The sequence below is a fragment of the Micromonospora sp. GCM10011541 genome (assembly GCF_042650725.1).
GTDB classification, from domain to species: Bacteria; Actinomycetota; Actinomycetes; order Mycobacteriales; family Micromonosporaceae; genus Micromonospora; species Micromonospora sicca.
Genome location: NZ_JBHSBP010000010.1, coordinates 1 through 18,610, shown reverse-complemented (window position 1 = coordinate 18,610; position 18,610 = coordinate 1). Strand labels below are relative to the sequence as shown.

The 18,610-nt window shown below is 71.4% G+C and carries 19 protein-coding genes; 16 read left to right on the top strand and 3 right to left on the bottom strand.

Annotated elements, in window-relative coordinates:
* Window positions 1-16: 16 nt before the first annotated feature.
* On the bottom strand, window positions 17-2,155 hold the full coding sequence (gene tkt / locus ACFOYX_RS04490) for a transketolase (protein WP_322442108.1): 2,139 nt from the start codon (window positions 2,153-2,155) through the stop codon (window positions 17-19).
* A 268-nt stretch (window positions 2,156-2,423) separates the two neighbouring features.
* Here tkt and ACFOYX_RS04485 point away from each other — a divergent pair, with 268 nt between their 5' ends.
* The 3 genes from ACFOYX_RS04485 (at window position 2,424) to ACFOYX_RS04475 (ending at window position 4,894) form a co-directional block, all read left to right on the top strand.
* Complete coding sequence (locus tag ACFOYX_RS04485) at window positions 2,424-3,383, top strand: heme o synthase (protein ID WP_322442109.1); 960 nt, start codon at window positions 2,424-2,426, stop codon at window positions 3,381-3,383.
* 249 nt (window positions 3,384-3,632) lie between these two features.
* A complete protein-coding gene (locus ACFOYX_RS04480) occupies window positions 3,633-3,968 on the top strand; it encodes a hypothetical protein (protein WP_109805968.1) in 336 nt (111 codons plus the stop codon).
* A gap of 8 nt (window positions 3,969-3,976) precedes the next feature.
* The gene (locus ACFOYX_RS04475; RefSeq protein WP_322442119.1) at window positions 3,977-4,894 is read left to right on the top strand and encodes a hypothetical protein; all 918 of its coding nucleotides are present in this window, start codon (window positions 3,977-3,979) and stop codon (window positions 4,892-4,894) included.
* A 114-nt stretch (window positions 4,895-5,008) separates the two neighbouring features.
* On the opposite strand, the gene ACFOYX_RS04470 is transcribed toward ACFOYX_RS04475, so the two are convergent.
* A complete protein-coding gene (locus tag ACFOYX_RS04470) occupies window positions 5,009-5,971 on the bottom strand; it encodes a COX15/CtaA family protein (RefSeq protein ID WP_322442110.1) in 963 nt (320 codons plus the stop codon).
* A gap of 98 nt (window positions 5,972-6,069) precedes the next feature.
* Here ACFOYX_RS04470 and ACFOYX_RS04465 point away from each other — a divergent pair, with 98 nt between their 5' ends.
* From ACFOYX_RS04465 to ACFOYX_RS04410, 12 genes are all read left to right on the top strand, one after another.
* The gene (locus ACFOYX_RS04465) at window positions 6,070-6,819 is read left to right on the top strand and encodes a helix-turn-helix transcriptional regulator (RefSeq protein ID WP_377533822.1); all 750 of its coding nucleotides are present in this window, start codon (window positions 6,070-6,072) and stop codon (window positions 6,817-6,819) included.
* Complete coding sequence (gene sufB / locus ACFOYX_RS04460) at window positions 6,816-8,246, top strand: Fe-S cluster assembly protein SufB (RefSeq protein ID WP_109805489.1); 1,431 nt, start codon at window positions 6,816-6,818, stop codon at window positions 8,244-8,246. Before ACFOYX_RS04465 ends, sufB begins: the two co-directional genes overlap by 4 nt.
* 83 nt (window positions 8,247-8,329) lie before the next feature.
* The gene (sufD, locus tag ACFOYX_RS04455; RefSeq protein WP_109805488.1) at window positions 8,330-9,472 is read left to right on the top strand and encodes a Fe-S cluster assembly protein SufD; all 1,143 of its coding nucleotides are present in this window, start codon (window positions 8,330-8,332) and stop codon (window positions 9,470-9,472) included.
* Window positions 9,472-9,798: a non-heme iron oxygenase ferredoxin subunit gene (locus tag ACFOYX_RS04450; RefSeq protein WP_088961257.1), complete on the top strand. Its 327-nt coding sequence runs from the start codon at window positions 9,472-9,474 to the stop codon at window positions 9,796-9,798. The genes sufD and ACFOYX_RS04450 overlap by 1 nt, the downstream gene beginning before the upstream one ends.
* Window positions 9,798-10,571 (top strand): Fe-S cluster assembly ATPase SufC, encoded by a 774-nt coding sequence (gene sufC / locus ACFOYX_RS04445; RefSeq protein ID WP_109805487.1) that lies wholly within the window; start codon window positions 9,798-9,800, stop codon window positions 10,569-10,571. The genes ACFOYX_RS04450 and sufC overlap by 1 nt, the downstream gene beginning before the upstream one ends.
* Before the next feature lie 23 nt (window positions 10,572-10,594).
* Window positions 10,595-11,899, top strand: a complete 1,305-nt coding sequence (locus ACFOYX_RS04440) for a cysteine desulfurase (protein ID WP_322442111.1) — start codon at window positions 10,595-10,597, stop codon at window positions 11,897-11,899.
* The gene (gene sufU, locus ACFOYX_RS04435; protein ID WP_109805485.1) at window positions 11,899-12,375 is read left to right on the top strand and encodes a Fe-S cluster assembly sulfur transfer protein SufU; all 477 of its coding nucleotides are present in this window, start codon (window positions 11,899-11,901) and stop codon (window positions 12,373-12,375) included. The genes ACFOYX_RS04440 and sufU overlap by 1 nt, the downstream gene beginning before the upstream one ends.
* Complete coding sequence (locus tag ACFOYX_RS04430) at window positions 12,372-12,773, top strand: metal-sulfur cluster assembly factor (protein WP_322442112.1); 402 nt, start codon at window positions 12,372-12,374, stop codon at window positions 12,771-12,773. Before sufU ends, ACFOYX_RS04430 begins: the two co-directional genes overlap by 4 nt.
* Before the next feature lie 363 nt (window positions 12,774-13,136).
* Window positions 13,137-13,772, top strand: a complete 636-nt coding sequence (locus ACFOYX_RS04425) for a LysE family transporter (protein ID WP_322442113.1) — start codon at window positions 13,137-13,139, stop codon at window positions 13,770-13,772.
* A 286-nt stretch (window positions 13,773-14,058) separates the two neighbouring features.
* Complete coding sequence (locus tag ACFOYX_RS04420; RefSeq protein ID WP_322442114.1) at window positions 14,059-14,721, top strand: acVLRF1 family peptidyl-tRNA hydrolase; 663 nt, start codon at window positions 14,059-14,061, stop codon at window positions 14,719-14,721.
* A gap of 131 nt (window positions 14,722-14,852) precedes the next feature.
* Window positions 14,853-15,152, top strand: a complete 300-nt coding sequence (locus ACFOYX_RS04415) for a muconolactone Delta-isomerase family protein (RefSeq protein WP_322442115.1) — start codon at window positions 14,853-14,855, stop codon at window positions 15,150-15,152.
* A gap of 134 nt (window positions 15,153-15,286) precedes the next feature.
* Window positions 15,287-15,652 (top strand): SgcJ/EcaC family oxidoreductase, encoded by a 366-nt coding sequence (locus ACFOYX_RS04410; protein ID WP_322442116.1) that lies wholly within the window; start codon window positions 15,287-15,289, stop codon window positions 15,650-15,652.
* A 139-nt stretch (window positions 15,653-15,791) separates the two neighbouring features.
* Here ACFOYX_RS04410 and ACFOYX_RS04405 read toward each other — a convergent pair whose 3' ends face one another.
* The gene (locus ACFOYX_RS04405) at window positions 15,792-16,706 is read right to left on the bottom strand and encodes a neutral zinc metallopeptidase (protein ID WP_322442121.1); all 915 of its coding nucleotides are present in this window, start codon (window positions 16,704-16,706) and stop codon (window positions 15,792-15,794) included.
* A gap of 246 nt (window positions 16,707-16,952) precedes the next feature.
* Between ACFOYX_RS04405 and ACFOYX_RS04400 the strand changes: the two genes are divergently transcribed.
* On the top strand, window positions 16,953-18,557 hold the full coding sequence (locus tag ACFOYX_RS04400; protein ID WP_322442117.1) for an ABC-F family ATP-binding cassette domain-containing protein: 1,605 nt from the start codon (window positions 16,953-16,955) through the stop codon (window positions 18,555-18,557).
* Window positions 18,558-18,610 lie beyond the last annotated feature (53 nt).

The window sequence follows — 18,610 nt, the reverse complement described above, 5'->3', positions numbered from 1 at the left end:
ACCGTCCACGCTCCCCTCAGTTACCGGTCGTGTTACCGGTGATGTCGCCCACCCGGGTCAGTGCCGCGTGCGCGGCGGCCACGATCCGGTCGGGGGTGAACCCGAACTGCTCGAAGAGCACGGTGTGCGGGGCGCTCGCGCCGTAGTGCTCCAGGCTCACGATTTCGCCGCAGTCGCCGACGATCGCGCGCCAGGACATGGCGATGCCCGCCTCCACGCTCACCCGTGCCTTTACCCCGCGTGGCAGCACCGACTCCCGGTAGGCCTCGTCCTGCTCGAAGAACCACTCCTGGCAGGGCATGGAGACGACCCGGGTCGGCGTGCCGTCGGCCTCCAGCCGCTCCCGGGCGGTGAGGCAGAGCTGCACCTCCGAGCCGGTGCCGACGATGATCACCTGCGGCTTGCCGGTGGACGCCTCGGCCAGCACGTAGCCGCCCTTGGCGACGCCCTCGGCGCCCGCCAGCGCCTGCCGGTCCAGGGTCGGCAGCGGCTGCCGGCTGAGCGCCAGCGCGGTCGGCCGGTCGGTGTGCTCCAGGGCCTGCCGCCACGCCCACGCGGTCTCGTTGGCGTCCGCCGGGCGGACCACGTCCAGGCCGGGGATGGCCCGCAGCGCGGTCAGGTGCTCCACCGGCTGGTGGGTGGGGCCGTCCTCGCCGAGCCCGATCGAGTCGTGCGTCCAGACGTAGACCACCGGCAGTTTCATCAGCGCGGCGAGTCGGACAGAGGGGCGCATGTAGTCGCTGAACACCAGGAACGTGCCGCCGTACGGGCGGGTGCCGCCGTGCAGGGCGATGCCGTTGAGGATCGCGCCCATGGCGTGCTCCCGGATGCCGAAGTGCAGCGTGCGGCCGTACTCGTCGCCGGGGAAGTCCTTGGTGGCGTGGGTGGCCGGGATGAAGGACGGCTCACCCTTCATCGTGGTGTTGTTGCTCTCCGCCAGGTCGGCCGAGCCGCCCCAGAGCTCCGGCAGCACCGGGGCGAGCGCCTCCAGCACCTTGCCGGAGGCGGCCCGGGTGGCCACGCCCTTGGCGTCGGCGGGGAAGGTCGGCAGCGCGTCCGTCCAGCCCTGCGGCAGCACCCGGCCGGCCATCCGGTCGTAGAGCGTCTTGCGCTCCGGGTTGGCCCCGGCCCAGGCGTCGAAGGCCGTGGTCCACGCCTGCTGGGCCTCGGCGCCGCGGACCATCACCGTGCGGGCGTGCTCGAGGACCTCCTCGTGGACCTCGAAGCTCTTCTGCGGGTCGAAGCCGAGGATCTCCTTGGTGGCCTTCACCTCGTCCGCGCCGAGCGCCGAGCCGTGGATCTTGCCGGTGTTCTTCTTGTTGGGGGCGGGCCAGCCGATGATGGTGCGCAGCGCGATGAAGGAGGGGCGGCCGGTCTCGGCCTTCGCCGCCACCAGCGCCCGGTACAGCGCCTCGACGTCCTCGTGGTAGTCGCCCTGGTCGGCGTCGCCGCGCCGCCAGTCGACGGTCTGCACGTGCCAGCCGTACGCCTCGTAGCGGGCCGCGACGTCCTCGCTCTTGGCGATCCGGGTGTCGTCCTCGATCGAGATCTCGTTGTCGTCGTAGATCACCGTGAGGTTGCCGAGCTGCTGGTGGCCGGCGAGCGAGCTGACCTCGTGGGAGATGCCCTCCTCGATGTCGCCGTCCGAGGCGATGCACCAGATGTCGTGGTCGAAGACCGACTCGCCCTGCTCCGGCTCCGGGTCGAAGAGGCCGCGCTCGCGGCGGGCCGCCATCGCCATCCCGACCGCGTTGCCCAGGCCCTGGCCGAGCGGGCCGGTGGTGGTCTCCACGCCCGGGGTGTGCCCGTGCTCCGGGTGGCCCGGGGTGAGGGAGCCCCACTGTCGCAGCGACTGCAGGTCCTGCAGGCTCAGCGGGTAGCCGGAGAGGAAGAGCTGGATGTAGAGGGTCAGGCTGGAGTGCCCGGCGGAGAGCACGAAGCGGTCCCGACCGGGCCAGTTCGGGTCGGTGGGGTTGTGCCGCATGACCCGGTTGAAGAGGAGGTAGGCCGCCGGGGCGAGGCTCATCGCCGTGCCGGGGTGGCCGTTGCCGGATTTCTCCACGGCGTCCATGGCCAGCACGCGGACCGTGTCGACGGCCCTGCGGTCGAGGTCGGACCAGTTGAGAGCGGGAAGCTCGGGTCGGTTGGCAGCCACGATGGTTGTGCTCCTCGGCAGATGGGCGGAACCCTCACTGATGACCCTATCGAGCGGCCCTAAACATGCGCCCGGGGATCCTCTGCATGGTGTTCTGTACGCGTCCGACCGGATCGGTCGTTCGATGCCGACTGTGACGCCTCGCACCGTTGTCGGGTCTCGCGGGCAGCCAAAACGACGACGCGTAGTGTGTGGGGCGGTGTGTGGACCCCGGACGGGGTCCGGGCCGACCGATCTCCCCCCTGCCGACGCCGGAAGGTGGCAATCCGTGAGCATGATCACCGAGCGCCCCGTCAGCAACTCTGCCGGGCAGCCGCCGGTGCGCACGGTGGGGGAGGCGCCGGCGACCAGCCGTCGGGACGTCCGGGCGGTGGTCGGGGCGTACGTGGCGCTGACCAAGCCGCGGATCGTCGAGCTGCTGCTGGTCACCACCGTGCCGGCGATGATGCTCGCCGACGGGGGGATGCCGTCGCTCTGGCTGGTCGCCGTGGTGCTGGTCGGTGGCTCGCTCGCCGCCGGGGCGGCCAGCGTCCTGAACTGCTACATCGACCGGGACATCGACCAGCTGATGCGGCGCACCAAGCGCCGTCCGCTGCCGGCGCACACCGTGGCGCCCCGCAACGCGCTCGTCTTCGGGCTGGTGCTCGCGGTGATCTCGGTCGCCCTGATGGCCGCGACCACCAACTGGCTGGCGGCCGGGCTGACCCTGGCCGCCATCGCCTACTACGACCTCGTCTACACGCTCTGGCTCAAGCGGACCACCGCGGCCAACACCTTCTGGGGCGGGGCGTGCGGGGCGGCGCCGGTGCTGATCGGCTGGGCCGCGGTCACCGGCTCGCTGGCCCCCGCCGCGTGGGGCCTGTTCGCGGTGGTCTTCTTCTGGCAGATGCCGCACTTCTACGCGCTGGCCATCAAGTACAAGGCCGACTACGCCCGGGCCGGCATCCCGATGCTGCCGGTGGTGGCCTCGGTGCGTCGGGTCAACGCCGAGATCATCGTCTTCTCCTGGCTGACCCTGCTCTCCTCGCTGGCCGTCTGGCCGCTCGGGATGAGCCCGATCTACGGCGTGACCGCGCTGGTGGTGGGCGGCATCTTCGTGGTCGAGGCGCACAAGCTCTGCGGGCGGGCGGCCCGCGGCGAGGCGGTCAAGCCGATGCGGCTGTTCCACTGGTCGACCACGTACCTCACGATCCTCTTCGCGGCCGCCGCGCTCGACGCGTTGATCTGACCCATTCGCAGTCATCCGGGCGGATGACTGCACGCAGGTCGCAGATTTCATCAGAATTTTTTTCGCCCTGAGTCCGGGTGGCTCATGTCGGACAGATTGTGACTATCCGCCCCGCCCGTTTCGCCCCGACTTAGCAGGACATGTCCGGGCGAATTACCTGTGGTCTTCCTTAAACCCGAGGGTAATTGGCATCACAAATTGTTCATGCTTCTCGCACATGCGGGTGGAAGTCTGCTTAGGCTTCGCGTCATGGCAGATGGTTCCGATACGACGCTGACGGCTCAGCAGGCCGCTGGAGAGCAGGCCCCCAACGGTCTGGTTTCCGGCATCAAGTCGTTCGCCGCCGGACACGGCGGCGCGAAGGCGGTCATCGAGTACGTCGGCAAGCGTGGAGCGCGGATCGTCCTCGTGGGTGAGGACGGGGCGTGGGCCGACCAGTTCGCGGACGACACCGTCGTCGCGCGGCAGGCCTGCGCCAAGGCGGGGGTCACCGTCGAGAACGCCTGGGAGCGGGAACTGATGGACCAGATGCGGCCGAGCAACGACCTCTGGCGGTCCATGGCCCGACGCACCATGGCCCGTTGACCGATAAATTGATCAACAACCACCAGCCGGCCCGGGGGAAACCCCGGGTCGCTCTCGTGACCTGCACCGAACTCGCCGACCTCGACCCGGACGACCGGCTCGTGCTCGGGCCGCTGGCCACCCGGGGGATCGCCGCCGACGCGGTGGTCTGGGACGACCCGGCTGTGGACTGGCCCGCGTACGACCTGGCGGTGCTCCGCTCGCCCTGGGACTACGCGCTGCGCCGCGACGAGTTCGTCGCCTGGGCGGCCAAGGTGCCGGGCCTGGTCAACCCGGCCGAGGTGGTCCGCTGGAACACCGACAAGCGCTACCTGGCCGAGCTCTCCGCAGCCGGGGTGCCCACGGTGTCCACGGCGTGGGTGGCGCCCGGGGAGGGCTGGGTGCCCGGGGACTCCGGCGAGTACGTCGTCAAGCCGGCGGTCAGCGCCGGCAGCCAGGACACCGGCCGCTACGACCTGGCGGACCCGGAGCACCGTGAGCTCGCCGCCGCGCACGTCCGGCGGCTCTCCGACGCGGGCCGGCTGACCATGGTGCAGCCGTACCTCCACGCGGTCGACACGGCCGGCGAGACGGCCCTGCTCTTCCTGGCCGGTCCGGACGGGCTCCGGTTCAGCCACGCGATCCGCAAGGGCGCCATGCTGACCGGCCCGGACCTGGGCGTCGAGGGGCTCTACAAGGCCGAGGACATCAGCGCCCGGACGGCCACGCCCGAGCAGCTGGCGGTGGCGGAGCAGACCCTCGCCGCGGTGCCCGGCGGTACCGGGCAGCTGCTCTACGCCCGGGTGGACCTCATCCCGGGCCCGGACGGATCGCCCGTTCTGGTCGAGCTGGAACTCACCGAGCCCTCGCTCTTCATCGGCCACGCCGACGGCGCCCCCGAGCGGCTGGCCGAGGCGATCGCCACCCACCTGGCCCGCCGCCCCTGACCGTCTCCGGGTGCGTGTGTCGTCGCCCGGCGACGACAGGCGCACCCGATCCCGTCCGGTGCCTGTCCCGCCGACCGGCGGATCTTCGCGCGCAGCGCGGAAGGGGCGGGGGGATCAGGCGGCGGCGGGGGCCGGTTCGGTGGCGGGGACGGGGTCCGGGGTGGGCTGGACGGGGCGGCGTTCGCGGGTCGACCAGAGCACCGCGAGGGCGGCCAGCAGCACGAGGCAGGAGCCGAGCATGTGCGCGGCCACCAGCGCCGCCGGCAGGTGGGTGAAGTACTGCACGAAGCCGATCAGGCCCTGCCCGAGTTCCACCGCGACCAGCACCACGGCGGCCCGGGTGGCCCGCGCCGCGCCGACCGCGCGGAAGGCGAAGACCAGCGCCACGGACAGCCCGATCAGCAGGAAGACGCCGTCGGCGTGCACCTGGGAGATCGCTTCGGGGTCCAGGCCGTTGCGGGCGGCGCCCTGGTCGCCGGCGTGCGGGCCGCTGCCGGTCACCCAGGTGCCGACCACCAGCACCGCCGCGCCGACCAGCGTGGTGACCAGCGCGAGGGTGCGCAGCGCGGCGGGCACGGTGGGGGTCGCCGGCCCGTCCGGCTCGACGGTGCGCCGCCAGAGGGCGTACGCGGCGGCGATGACCAGCATCGAGGCGAGGAAGTGCAGCCCGACCACCCACGGGTTGAGGTTGGTCAGCACGGTGATGCCGCCGATCACCGCCTGCGCGGGGATGCCCAGGAAGACCGCGACGGCCAAGGGCAGCAGGCCGCGCGGGCGGGGCCGCCGGGCCAGCACGGCGAGCAGCACGGCGAGCGCGATGATCCCGACCGCGAAGGTGAGCAGTCGGTTGCCGAACTCGATCACGCCGTGCCCGCCCATCTCCGGCGTGGTGACGTACGACCCGTCGGTGCACCGGGGCCAGGTGGGGCAGCCGAGACCGGAGGCGGTGAGCCGGACGGCCCCGCCGGTGACCACGATCGCGACGTTCGCGATGATCGAGGCGAACGCGAGGCGGCGCAGCAGCGAGGCGGAGACCGGGAACCGGACGGAAGGCTTCACGGAGCGAATCCTACGCACCGTAGTGGTACCCGATCGGGCGACTCTGTCGGGCCGGTGGTCGGGATCACCGGGACCCGGGTTTGCGGGCCCCGGATGAATTACGTAACGTTGGCGTTGTGAAAACCGCGGCGGAGCTCTCCGGGCACCCGCCGACGACCGCTCCGGTCGCCGGCGCGGCCGCGTCCGATCTTTCCACCCGGGACCGGGTCACCCAACTCCTGTTGGAGCGGGGGGCGACCACCGCCGCGCAGCTCGGCTCGGCGCTCGGGCTCAGCCCGGCGGCGATCCGCCGGCACCTCGACGCGATGCTCGCCGACGGCGACGTGGTCGCCCGCGAGCAGGCCGTGCGGGGCAGCCGCGGTCGGGGTCGCCCGGCCAAGGTGTTCGTGCTGACCGAGGCGGCCCGGGTCCGCTGTGGCACCCACCACTACGACAACATGGCCACCGCCGCGCTGCGCTGGATCGCCGGCAACGGCGGGCCGGAGGCGGTCGCGGCGTTCGCCGCCGACCAGGTGGCTGCACTGGAGGCCCGCTGCCGGGCCGCCATGGAGGGCGCCGGCGACGATCCGATGGCCCGGGCGGAGGCGCTCGCGGGAGCGCTGACCGCCGAGGGATACGCTGCCAACGCGTCCACGATCGCCTCCGGCGGCCAGCTCTGTCAGCACCACTGTCCGGTGGCGCACGTGGCCGCCGAGTTCCCCCAGCTGTGCGAGGCCGAGACCGCGGTGATCTCCCGTCTGGTCGGCACCCACGTGCAGCGCCTGGCCACCATCGCGCACGGCGACGGGGTGTGCACCACGCACATCCCGGCCCAGCCGCGTGCCCAGTCCGGTAAGACCGTCACCACTGTGAGGACAGATAGATGACCGAGCAGATCGTCCAGCCCCTGACCCAGGAGGAGCAGCTCGCTGCCCTCGGTCGGTACGAGTACGGCTGGTCCGACCCCGACGCCGCCGGGGCAATCGCCCAGCGTGGCCTCAACGAGGCGGTGGTGCGGGACATCTCGGCGAAGAAGAACGAGCCGGCCTGGATGCTCGACCTGCGCCTGAAGGGCCTGCGGCTGTTCGGCCGCAAGCCGATGCCGGCCTGGGGCGCGGACCTCACCGGGATCGACTTCGACAACATCAAGTACTTCGTGCGGTCCACCGAGAAGCAGGCCACCAGCTGGGAGGACCTGCCGGAGGACATCAAGAACACCTACGACCGGCTGGGCATCCCGGAGGCGGAGAAGCAGCGACTGGTCGCCGGTGTCGCGGCGCAGTACGAGTCCGAGGTGGTCTACCACAAGATCCGTGAGGACCTCGAGGAGCAGGGTGTCATCTTCCTGGACACCGACACCGCGCTGCGCGAGCACGAGGACGTCTTCAAGGAGTACTTCGGCACGGTGATCCCGGTCGGCGACAACAAGTTCGCCGCGCTGAACACCTCCGTGTGGTCCGGTGGCTCGTTCATCTACGTGCCGAAGGGCGTGCACGTGGAGATCCCGCTGCAGGCCTACTTCCGGATCAACACGGAGAACATGGGCCAGTTCGAGCGGACGCTGATCATCGTCGACGAGGGTGCGTACGTGCACTACGTCGAGGGCTGCACCGCGCCGCTGTACTCCTCCGACTCGCTGCACAGCGCGGTCGTGGAGATCATCGTCAAGAAGAACGCCCGCTGCCGTTACACGACCATCCAGAACTGGTCGAACAACGTCTACAACCTGGTCACCAAGCGCGCCGTCTGCCACGAGGGCGCGACCATGGAGTGGGTCGACGGCAACATCGGCTCCAAGGTCACCATGAAGTACCCGGCGGTCTACATGACCGGCGAGCACGCCAAGGGCGAGGTGCTCTCGGTGGCCATGGCCGGCGAGGGCCAGCACCAGGACGCCGGCGCCAAGATGGTGCACGCGGCACCGCACACCTCCTCGACCATCGTGTCGAAGTCGATCGCCCGGGGCGGCGGTCGCACCTCGTACCGCGGTCTGGTGCAGGTGCTGGAGGGTTCGCACAGCAGCCGGAGCACGGTCAAGTGCGACGCCCTGCTGGTGGACACCATCTCCCGCTCGGACACCTACCCGTACGTCGACATCCGTGAGGACGACGTGTCGATGGGGCACGAGGCGACCGTCTCCAAGATCAGTGACGACCAGCTCTTCTACCTGATGAGCCGGGGCCTGAGCGAGGACGAGGCGATGGCGATGATCGTGCGCGGCTTCATCGAGCCGATCGCCAAGGAGCTCCCGATGGAGTACGCCCTGGAACTCAACCGCCTGATCGAGCTCCAGATGGAGGGCGCGGTCGGCTGACGCCGCCCACCTTGCAGCGGGCCGTGCCCGGCCCGCCCTCCGGTTCACCTGACACCGCCGTCGCAGAACAGACCAAGGAAGAGATGACTACCCAGGCTTCCGCGCCCCCGAGCACCAAGTCGCAGGCGCTCCGCTCGTACGACGTCGCCGACTTCCCGGCCCTGACCGGCCTGGAGGAGGAGTGGCGCTTCACCCCGCTCAAGCGCCTGCGCGGCCTGGTCGGCGGGGCGCAGGCCGCGACCGGCACGGTCCGGCACGAGTACGGCGACCTGCCCGAGGGCGTCACCGTCTCCCGGATCGGCAAGGACGACCCGCGAGTGGGCAGCGTGCTCACCCCGGTCGATCGGGTCAGCGCGCTCGCCTACGGCGGCGCCGCGGACGCGCTGCTGGTCCAGGTAGATCCCTCGGCCGTGGTTGCGGCGCCGGTGAGCCTGCGGGTGGTCGGCGACGGCGCCGAGGGCGTGGCGTTCGGGCACACCTTCGTCGAGGTGGGCCGGTTCGCCGAGGTGACGGTGGTGCTGGAGCACGCCGGCTCCGCGACCCTCGCGGACAACGTCGAGGTGGCGGTGGCCGACGGCGCGAAGCTGACCCTGGTCACCGTGGCCGACTGGGCGGACGACGCCGTCCAGGCCCAGCACCTGAAGGTCAAGTTGGGCCGGGACGCCAAGATGATCCACGTCCAGGTCAGCCTGGGCGGCGACCTGGTCCGCCAGTACACCAGCGTGGAGTACGCCGACCGGGGTGGCGAGGCCGAGCTGTACGGCGTCTACTTCGCCGACTCGGGCCAGCACCTGGAGCACCGCCAGCTGGTCGACCACACCGTGCCGGACTGCCGCAGCTACGTCGGCTACCGGGGCGCCCTGCAGGGGGAGAGCGCGCACACCGTCTGGGTGGGTGACGTGCTGATCCGCGCCGAGGCGACCGGCACCGACACGTACGAGATCAACCGGAACCTGCTGCTCACCGACGGCGCGCGGGCGGACTCCGTACCGAATCTGGAGATCGAGACCGGCGAGATCGCCGGCGCCGGCCACGCGAGCGCGACCGGCCGCTTCGACGACGAGCAGCTGTTCTACCTGATGGCCCGGGGCATCCCGGAGGGCGAGGCCCGCCGCCTGGTGGTGCGCGGCTTCTTCGCCGAGCTGATCAACAAGATCCCGGTCGAGGAGCTGCGGGAGCGGCTCGGCGACGCGATCGAGGCGCGACTCACCAAGGCCGGCGCCTGATGATCAAGATCTGCTCGACCGAGGACGTGCCGAAGGGCACCGCGATCAGCGCCGACGTGGACGGCACCCAGATCGCCATCGTGCACGGCGAGGACGACAACTTCTACGCCGTGTACGACGAGTGCTCGCACGCCGCGGTGGCCCTCTCCGAGGGCGAGGTCGACGGCTGCACGCTGGAATGCTGGCTGCACGGATCCCGTTTCGACCTGAGGACGGGTGAGCCCACCGGGCTGCCCGCCACCGAACCCGTTCCCGTCTATCCCGTCGAAGTCCGCGACGGCGACATCTACGTCAGCCTGACGCCGAGCAATGGAGTGACCCGCTAATGAGCACCCTGGAGATCCGCGACCTGAAGGTGTCGGTCAAGCTGCCCGAGGGTGAGCTCAAGCCGATCCTGGCCGGTGTCGACCTGACCGTGAAGTCGGGTGAGACCCACGCGATCATGGGCCCGAACGGCTCGGGCAAGTCCACCCTCGCGTACTCGATCGCCGGTCACCCGAAGTACGAGATCACCGGCGGCTCGGTGACCCTCGACGGCGAGGACGTGCTGGCCATGTCCGTCGACGAGCGGGCCCGCGCCGGCCTCTTCCTGGCCATGCAGTACCCGGTCGAGGTCCCCGGCGTCTCGGTCGCCAACTTCCTGCGTACCGCCAAGACCGCCATCGACGGCGAGGCCCCGAAGCTGCGCACCTGGGGCGGCGAGCTGCGCGGCGCCATGGAGCGCCTCCAGATGGACCCGGCGTTCGCCCAGCGCAACGTCAACGAGGGCTTCTCCGGCGGCGAGAAGAAGCGGCACGAGATCGTGCAGCTGGAGCTGCTCAAGCCGAAGATGGCGATCCTCGACGAGACCGACTCCGGCCTCGACGTGGACGCGCTGCGCGTGGTCAGCGAGGGCGTCAACCGGGTCCGCGACACCGGCGACACCGGCCTGCTCCTGATCACCCACTACACCCGGATCCTGCGCTACATCAAGCCCGACTTCGTGCACGTCTTCGTCGCCGGCCGGATCGTCGAGCAGGGCGGCCCGGAACTGGCCGACAAGCTCGAGGAATCCGGCTACGAGCGGTACGTCGCCGGAGCCGGCGCCGCGCGGGCCTGAGACACGGAACAGGGGCTGCTGAGATGACCACGATCGCCATCCCCGAGGGGATGCCGCAGTACGACGACGTGCCGCGTTTCGACGTGGCCGCGGTGCGCGCCGACTTCCCGATCCTCGACCGGGAGGTCAACGGCCACCGGCTGGTCTATCTCGACAGCGCCAACACCGCGCACAAGCCGCGGCAGGTGCTCGACGTGCTCGCCGAGCACTACGCGATGCACAACGCCAACGTGTCGCGCTCGGTACACACCCTGGGCACCGAGGCCACCGAGGCGTACGAGGGGGCGCGGGCGAAGGTCGCCGCGTTCATCAACGCGCCGAGCGTGGACGAGGTGGTGTTCACCAAGAACTCCACCGAGGCGATCAACATCGTGGCGTACGCGTTCTCGAACGCCTCGCTGCGGCCCGACGCCGACCCGCGGTTCCGGCTGGGTTCGGGCGACGAGGTGGTGATCTCCGAGATGGAGCACCACTCGAACATCGTCCCGTGGCAACTGCTCTGCGAGCGGACCGGCGCGACCCTGCGCTGGTTCCCGGTCACCGAGCAGGGCCGGCTGGACGAGTCCGGGCTGGACGGCCTCGTCACCGAGCGGACGAAGATCGTCTCGCTGGTGCACACCTCGAACATCCTCGGCACGGTCAACGCCACCTCCCGGATCACCCAGCGGGTCCGCGAGGTCGGCGCGCTGCTGCTGCTTGACTGCTCGCAGTCGGTGCCGCACATGCCGATGGACGTGGTCGACTACGACGCCGACTTCATCGTCTTCACCGGCCACAAGATGTGTGGTCCGACCGGCGTCGGCGTGCTGTGGGGCCGGGGCGAGCTGCTCGCCGCGATGCCCCCGGTGTTCGGCGGCGGCTCGATGATCGAGACGGTCAGCATGGCCCGGTCGACGTTCGCCGCGCCGCCGGCCCGGTTCGAGGCGGGCACCCCGCCGATCGCCGAGGCGGTCGCGCTCGGCGCGGCGGTGGACTACCTCAGCGGCGTCGGCATGCGGGCCATCCAGTGGCACGAGAAGGAGCTGACGGCGTACGCGCTGGACGCCCTCGCCACCGTGCCCGGGCTGCGGATCTTCGGCCCGAACGTGCCGGTCGGCCGGGGCGGGACGATCTCCTTCGCACTCGGCGACATCCACCCGCACGACGTGGGGCAGGTCCTGGACTCGCTCGGCGTGCAGGTGCGGGTGGGGCACCACTGCGCGAAGCCGGTGTGCAGCCGGTTCGGCGTGCCCGCCATGACGCGGGCGTCGTTCTACCTGTACACCACGACGGAGGAGATCGACGCGCTGGTGGCCGGTCTCGAGCAGGTGCGGAAGGTGTTCGACTGATGCAGCTCGACCAGCTCTACCAGGAGATCATCCTGGACCACTACAAGCACCCGCACGGCCGTGGCCTGCGGGACGCGGTGGACCCGGACGCCCGGGTCGGCGAGGCGCATCACGTCAACCCGACCTGCGGTGACGAGATCACCGTGCGGGTGACCACCGACGGAAAGGTGTTCACCGACATCTCGTACGACGGCATGGGCTGCTCGATCAGCCAGGCCTCGGCGAGCGTGCTGCACGAGCTGCTGCGCGGCCGGGCCGCGGACGACGCGAGCGTGGTGCACGAGGCGTTCGTCGAGTTGATGTCCGGGCGTGGCCAGGTCACGCCGGACGAAGAGGTGCTCGGAGACGGGGTGGCGTTCGCGGGTGTCGCGCGCTACCCGGCCCGGGTGAAGTGCGCGCTGCTGTCGTGGATGGCGTTCAAGGACGCCGCGGCACGCGCCGGCGTGGGCGTGAGCCCTACGGAGGTGAAGGCATGAGTTCTGAGGAGATCACCGGCACGGCGGCCGGCGCTGTGGCGGAGGCCGGCGCGGCTTCGGCGGCGACCGGCGGCAAGGCGGCCGTCCCCGACATCGAGGAGGCGATGAAGGACGTCGTCGACCCCGAGCTGGGCATCAACGTGGTCGACCTCGGCCTCGTGTACGGCGTGCACGTCGACGACGACAACGTCGCCACGCTGGACATGACGCTGACCTCGGCGGCGTGCCCGCTCACCGACGTGATCGAGGACCAGGCCCGGCAGGCGCTGACCACCGGCCCCGGTGGGGGACTGGTCAACGACATCCGGATCAACTGGGTCTGGCTGCCGCCGTGGGGCCCCGACAAGATCACCGACGAGGGCCGGGACCAGCTCCGTTCCCTCGGCTTCAACGTCTGACCCGACTGCGGTCGGTCGTCATCGAGCGCGGTGCCCCAGGGGCACCGCGCTCGACGCTTTTCCCCGCCTGCCGGCGGGCGGATGCCCTCCGCCCGCCATGATCGGTTGCGGCTCGCGGGCCTGACCCGGCGGGTGGAAAGACCGAGGACGTCAGACGATCTTGTCGGGCCCCGGGGTCCCGCCTCGGTTCCGGGCGGCGGCCCCGGCCGTCGGCGCGAAATCCGCTTCCGCCGCCCCTCCGGCGCGGCCACAATGACCCGGTGACCGATCTCCGCATCCGCCCAGCTGTCCCCGCTCACGCCGTCGTCGACGCGGGGCGACAGCAGCAGGCCGACGCCGGGAGGTGGTCCGGGCTCGCCCGCCATGGGTGACGCCCTCCTCGCCGGCCTGCTCGCCGGCTACGGCGTCGCCATCCCGGTCGGCGCCATCGCGATCCTCATCCTCGGGCTCAGCGCCCGTACCTCGTTCCGGGTCGGGGCGGCCGCGGCGCTCGCGGTGGCCACCGCCGACGGGCTCTACGCGGCCGTCGCGACGATCGGCGGCGCGGGACTGGCCGGCGTCATCGCCCCGGTCGCCGGCCCGCTGCGGGTGGCCGCCGCGCTGGTGCTGCTCGGGCTCGCCGCCCACGGGCTGCGCTCCGCCTGGCACGCCCGCCGGCCGGACGCCGGGCCGGCGCAGGCCCGCGTCGGCAACGGGCTCACCACGCCGGGCCGGGCCTTCGCCGGGGTGCTCGGGTTGACCCTGCTCAATCCGGCCACCGTGCTCTACTTCGCGGCGCTGGTGCTCGGCCGGCGGGACGCGGTCGACCCGGACGCCGCCGCCGCGGCGCTCTTCGTGGCGGGCGCGTTCCTCGCCTCGGCGAGCTGGCAACTGCTCGTCGCCGGCGGCGGCACGCTGGTCGGCCGGGCGCTGGCCGGACCCCGGGGCCGGCTGGTCACCGGGCTGGTCTCCAGCGCACTCATCGCCGCCCTGGCGGTGGCCACCCTGCTGCCGGCCTGACCGGGGCCGGGGGCGCGGATCTGCTGCCCGGCCGATCCGGGGCCGGGAGCGAGTATCTGCTGCTTGGCTGACCGGGGGCCGGGAGCGAGTATCTGCTGCCCGGCCGATCCGGGGCCGGGAGCGAGTATCTGCTGCCCGGCCGATCCGGGGCCGGGAGCGAGTATCTGCTGCGCGGCTGACCGGGGGCCGGGAGCGCGGATCTGCTGCCCGGCCGATTCGGGGCCGGGAGCGAGTATCTGCTGCGCGGCTGACGCGGACGTGGCCGGCCGTGCCGTAGGTTCGGGCGGTGACCAGCCGACCCGCAGCCGGGGGCGGCCGGTGGGTCGAGGTCGACCCGGCCCGCGTCGCCCGCTGGGTCGAGGGCTTCGCCGACCGGCACGGCCCGCCCACCACCACCGTCGAGGCGTACGGCCTGCTGCTGGCCGCCCCGGACGGCGCGACGGCCGAGCTGCACACCCCGCCCGGGGCTCCGGCCGCGGCCGACGTACCCGGCTTCGTGGCCGCGGCCGCCGCGCCGCGCCGGCTCGGCCTGCTGCTGGCCCGCAAGGGCGCGGTGGCGGTCGGCGTCGCCGTGGGAGAGGAACTGGTGGTCTCCAAGGTGGACACCCGGTACGTGCAGGGGCGGACCGCCGCGGGCGGCTGGTCCCAGCAGCGCTTCGCCCGACGCCGGGACAACCAGGCGAAGGCGGCCCTGGCCGACGCGGTGGAGCTGGCCGTCCGCCTGCTGCTGCCGGAGGCGGCGATCCTGAGCGCCCTGGTCTGCGGCGGGGACCGTCGCGCGGTGGACATCGTCCTGGCCGAGCGGCGGCTCGCGCCGCTGGCCGCGCTGCGCGCCGAGCGGCTCCTCGACGTGCCGGAACCCCGGCACGCGGTGCTGGTCGGCGCGATCGCCGCCGCCCGTGCGGTGCGGATCCTGGTCCGCGACCCGGCACCCGACCGCGCTGGCTGACCTCAGCGGTCGGCGGCGGTGCCCGCGGTGGCGGCATCCGCCGAGGAACCAGGGGCGACAGTCGCGTCCCATAAGAGCAGTTTCCGCACAAAATATGCGGTGTTGTGCGCCCGGCGGAGGGAGTATGAGCAGTGGAGTTTCTTGTTGACATGGTCACCACGGTGCCGAACGGCACGTCAGACGATGAGGTCGCCGAGATGCGCAAGCGCGAGGCGGCGCGGTCGGCCCAGCTGGCGGCGCAGGGCAGTCTCCTGCGGCTGTGGCGGCCGCCGCTGGCGCCGGGCGAGTGGCGTACGTGGGGACTTTTCCGTGCGGACGATGCGGATCAGCTGGAAATGGTCCTCGCGTCGATGCCGCTGCGCGCGTGGCGGCACGACTCCGTCACGCCGTTGTCCCCGCACCCGAACGACCCGGGTCAGCCGGCCCGGTAAGCCCGGCACGGTCGCCCGACGGGATCCACGCCATGCCGGTGTCGAGACCGAGCGTGCCCACGTGGCGGGTCAGCCTTACCCGGCCTGCCGCCCGCTCTCATCCGCCCATCCGCCCAACAGCACGGGAGACCACCATGACCAGCACCGAGGCGCAGATTCTGCGTACCGTCCTCGACCAGTGGAGGTCCGCCGTCAACGCCCACGACCCCGATCGCGTCGCGTCGTACTTCACCGACGACGCGATCTTCCAAGGCCTGCACCCGTACACCGTCGGCCGCGACGGCGTCGCCGAGTATTACGCCGCCCAGCCGATCGGCCTGACCGCCGCGTACGACATCCGCGAGACCCGGCGCCTGGCCGACGACCTTGTCCTCGGCTACCTGAGTGTGGATTTCGCCTTCACCGACCGGCCGGTCCTGACCGTCCACCTCGGCGTGATCGTGCGCCGGATCGGCGAGGCCTGGTTCATCAGCCACTACCAGGTGTCCCGGCTCGGATGACCACAAGCCCTCGATGACCAAGTCCTGCCCGGACGTCATGCATGTGGTGCGCGCACGGCGATCGTGATGCCACCACGGAGGGACCCCGGCGCTGGGTCGCCCGCCACGGCGCCGAGGTCCTGGTGCGGTGCGGTCGGCGTCAGAGGCTGCCGCCGAAGGTGTCGCAGGCCTTCGGGTCGCCGGTGGAGTAGCCCTTGGTGAACCACTGCTGGCGCTGCTCTGAGGTGCCGTGGGTGAACTCGTCCGGGTTCACCGGCCGGCCCGAGCGCTGCTGGATCGCGTCGTCGCCGATCTTCTCGGCGGTGTCGACCGCCTGCTGGATGTCCTGCTCGGTGACGCTCTTGAAGATCTTCTGCCCCTGCGCGTCGGAGGTGCCGGTGGCGTTCTTGGCCCAGGCGCCGGCGTAGCAGTCGGCCTGGAGCTCCAGCTTCACCGACAGCGCGTTGGCGTTGTTCGGGTCGCGCTGCTGCTGGCGGCGCATCTGCGCCTCGGTGCCGAGCAGGTCCTGGACGTGGTGGCCGTACTCGTGGGCCAGCACGTACGGCTGGGCGAACTCGCCTTCGGCGCCGAGCTGGTCGGCGAGGAGCCGGTAGAAGGTGAGGTCGATGTAGACCAGGTCGTCGGCCGGGCAGTAGAACGGACCGACGCCGGAGTCGGCCTGGCCGCAGCCGGTGTTGACGCCCTGGCTGAAGAAGACGGTCTTGGACGGCCGGTACTGCTCGCCGAAGACCTCCGGCAGGGCCTTGGTCCAGTACGCCTGGATCGAGTTGACGTACAGGGTGTTGCGGCAGTCGAGCTGCTCCAGCGCGTCCTGCGCCGAGCACTTCTGCTGCAGCGAGGTGTTGTCGCCCTGCTGCGACCCGCCGCCGTCGTTCATCGCGTTCAGCCCGAAGCCGCCACCGACCAGCGCGACGAGGACGGCGATGATGAGGCCGACGATGCCCCCGCGTCCGCCGCCGATCGGGATCGGAATACCCATCCCGCCGCCTCCGCCGGACCCCCGCCGGTCGTCCACCTGGCTGGTGTCGATCCGCGCGTTCTCGTTCAGCTCCATGTTGACCCCGATCACCGATTGATCCGTTTGTGGTGGTTGCGATACCGGACAGGGTCCGGACGGCATTTCGGTACCCGATGATCTTGCCCGGTAATCCGGACGGGGTGTCGCGGGCGGCCCCGGTACACTTGGCGGGTGCTGCGCTGCGAAGGCTGAACGGCCCCGCGCCGACGGGAATCGAACCCGCCGGCGCTTTCGCGTGCCCTGAGTCAGCCCTTCCGGAACCCCGAGAGCGAGTACCCCGAGATGATCACTGCCACCGGTCTGGAACTGCGCGCCGGTTCCCGGATCCTGCTGTCCGACACCACCCTGCGGGTGCAGCCGGGCGACCGGATCGGCCTGGTCGGCCGCAACGGCGCCGGCAAGACCACCACGCTCAAGGTGCTGGCGGGCGAGGGCCAGCCGTATGCCGGGCAGATCGACCGGCGCAGCGCGATCGGCTACCTGCCGCAGGACCCGCGGACCGGTGACCTTGAGGTGACCGGGCGGGACCGGGTGCTCTCCGCCCGGGGACTCGACGTGCTGATGGCCCAGATGCAGGAGATCGAGGCCAAGCTCGCCGACGGCGTCGACGAGAAGCTGGTCCGCCGGTACGGCGCGCTGGAGGACCAGTTCGCCTCCCTCGGCGGGTACGCCGCCGAGGCCGAAGCGGCCAGGATCTGCGCCAACCTCGGCCTGCCGGACCGGGCGCTCGCGCAGACCATCGGCACCCTGTCGGGCGGCCAGCGCCGCCGTATCGAGCTGGCCCGGATCCTGTTCCGCGACGCCGGCGAGAACGGTGGCGGCATCCTGCTCCTCGACGAGCCGACCAACCACCTCGACGCCGACTCGATCACCTGGTTGCGCGGCTTCCTGGCCAATCACAAGGGCGGCCTGATCGTGATCTCCCACGACGGCTCGCTGCTGGAGTCGGTGGTCAACAAGGTCTGGTTCCTCGACGCCACCCGCTCGGTGGTGGACGTCTACAACCTGGGCTGGAAGGCGTACCTGGCGGCGCGGGAGACCGACGAGCGGCGTCGCCGGCGGGAGCGGGCCAACGCCGAGAAGAAGGCCGGCGCGCTGATGGCCCAGGCCGACAAGATGCGGGCCAAGGCCACCAAGACGGTCGCCGCGCAGAACATGGCCCGCCGCGCCGAGAAGCTGATTTCGGACCTGGAGGAGGTACGTCAGGCCGACAAGGTGGCCAAGGTGCGCTTCCCCACCCCGGCCCCGTGCGGGAAGACGCCGCTCACCGCGACCGGTCTGTCGAAGTCGTACGGCTCGCTGGAGATCTTCACCGACGTCAACGTGGCGGTGGACCGCGGTTCCCGGGTGGCCATCCTGGGCCTCAACGGCGCCGGCAAGACCACCCTGCTGCGGATGCTCGGCGGCCTGCTGGAGCCGGACACCGGCGAGGTGCACGCCGGGCACGGGCTGCGGCTGGGCTACTACGCCCAGGAGCACGAGACGCTGGACGTGGACCGGACGATCCTGGAGCACATGCGCAGCGCGGCCAGCGACCAGACCGACACGGACCTGCGCAAGATCCTCGGCGCGTTCCTCTTCTCGGGCGACGACGTCGACAAGCCGGCCGGGGTGCTCTCCGGCGGGGAGAAGACCCGGCTGGCGCTGGCCACCCTGGTCTGCTCCGGCGCGAACGTGCTGCTGCTCGACGAGCCGACGAACAACCTCGACCCGGTCAGCCGGGAGCAGGTGCTCGACGCGATCGCCCGCTACCCGGGCGCGATCGTGCTGGTCACCCACGACCCGGGCGCGGTCCTGGCGCTCAAGCCCGACCGGGCGATTCTGCTCCCCGACGGCGACGAGGACGCCTGGAGCGACGACCTCCTCGAACTGGTCGAGCTGGCCTGACTGTGAGCATGGCGGGGTCGGTTCAGCAGTGGTGAGCTGACAGTTGGCAGCGG

Coding starts and splice junctions, on each gene's coding strand:
- ACFOYX_RS04480 (WP_109805968.1), top strand. CDS start 3,633: ATGGCAGATGGTTCCGATACGACGCTGACGGCTCAGCAGGCCGCTGGA.
- sufB (WP_109805489.1), top strand. CDS start 6,816: ATGACCGAGCAGATCGTCCAGCCCCTGACCCAGGAGGAGCAGCTCGCT.
- sufD (WP_109805488.1), top strand. CDS start 8,330: ATGACTACCCAGGCTTCCGCGCCCCCGAGCACCAAGTCGCAGGCGCTC.
- ACFOYX_RS04450 (WP_088961257.1), top strand. CDS start 9,472: ATGATCAAGATCTGCTCGACCGAGGACGTGCCGAAGGGCACCGCGATC.
- sufC (WP_109805487.1), top strand. CDS start 9,798: ATGAGCACCCTGGAGATCCGCGACCTGAAGGTGTCGGTCAAGCTGCCC.
- ACFOYX_RS04440 (WP_322442111.1), top strand. CDS start 10,595: ATGACCACGATCGCCATCCCCGAGGGGATGCCGCAGTACGACGACGTG.
- sufU (WP_109805485.1), top strand. CDS start 11,899: ATGCAGCTCGACCAGCTCTACCAGGAGATCATCCTGGACCACTACAAG.
- ACFOYX_RS04430 (WP_322442112.1), top strand. CDS start 12,372: ATGAGTTCTGAGGAGATCACCGGCACGGCGGCCGGCGCTGTGGCGGAG.
- ACFOYX_RS04425 (WP_322442113.1), top strand. CDS start 13,137: ATGGGTGACGCCCTCCTCGCCGGCCTGCTCGCCGGCTACGGCGTCGCC.
- ACFOYX_RS04410 (WP_322442116.1), top strand. CDS start 15,287: ATGACCAGCACCGAGGCGCAGATTCTGCGTACCGTCCTCGACCAGTGG.
- ACFOYX_RS04405 (WP_322442121.1), bottom strand. CDS start 16,706: ATGGAGCTGAACGAGAACGCGCGGATCGACACCAGCCAGGTGGACGAC.
- ACFOYX_RS04400 (WP_322442117.1), top strand. CDS start 16,953: ATGATCACTGCCACCGGTCTGGAACTGCGCGCCGGTTCCCGGATCCTG.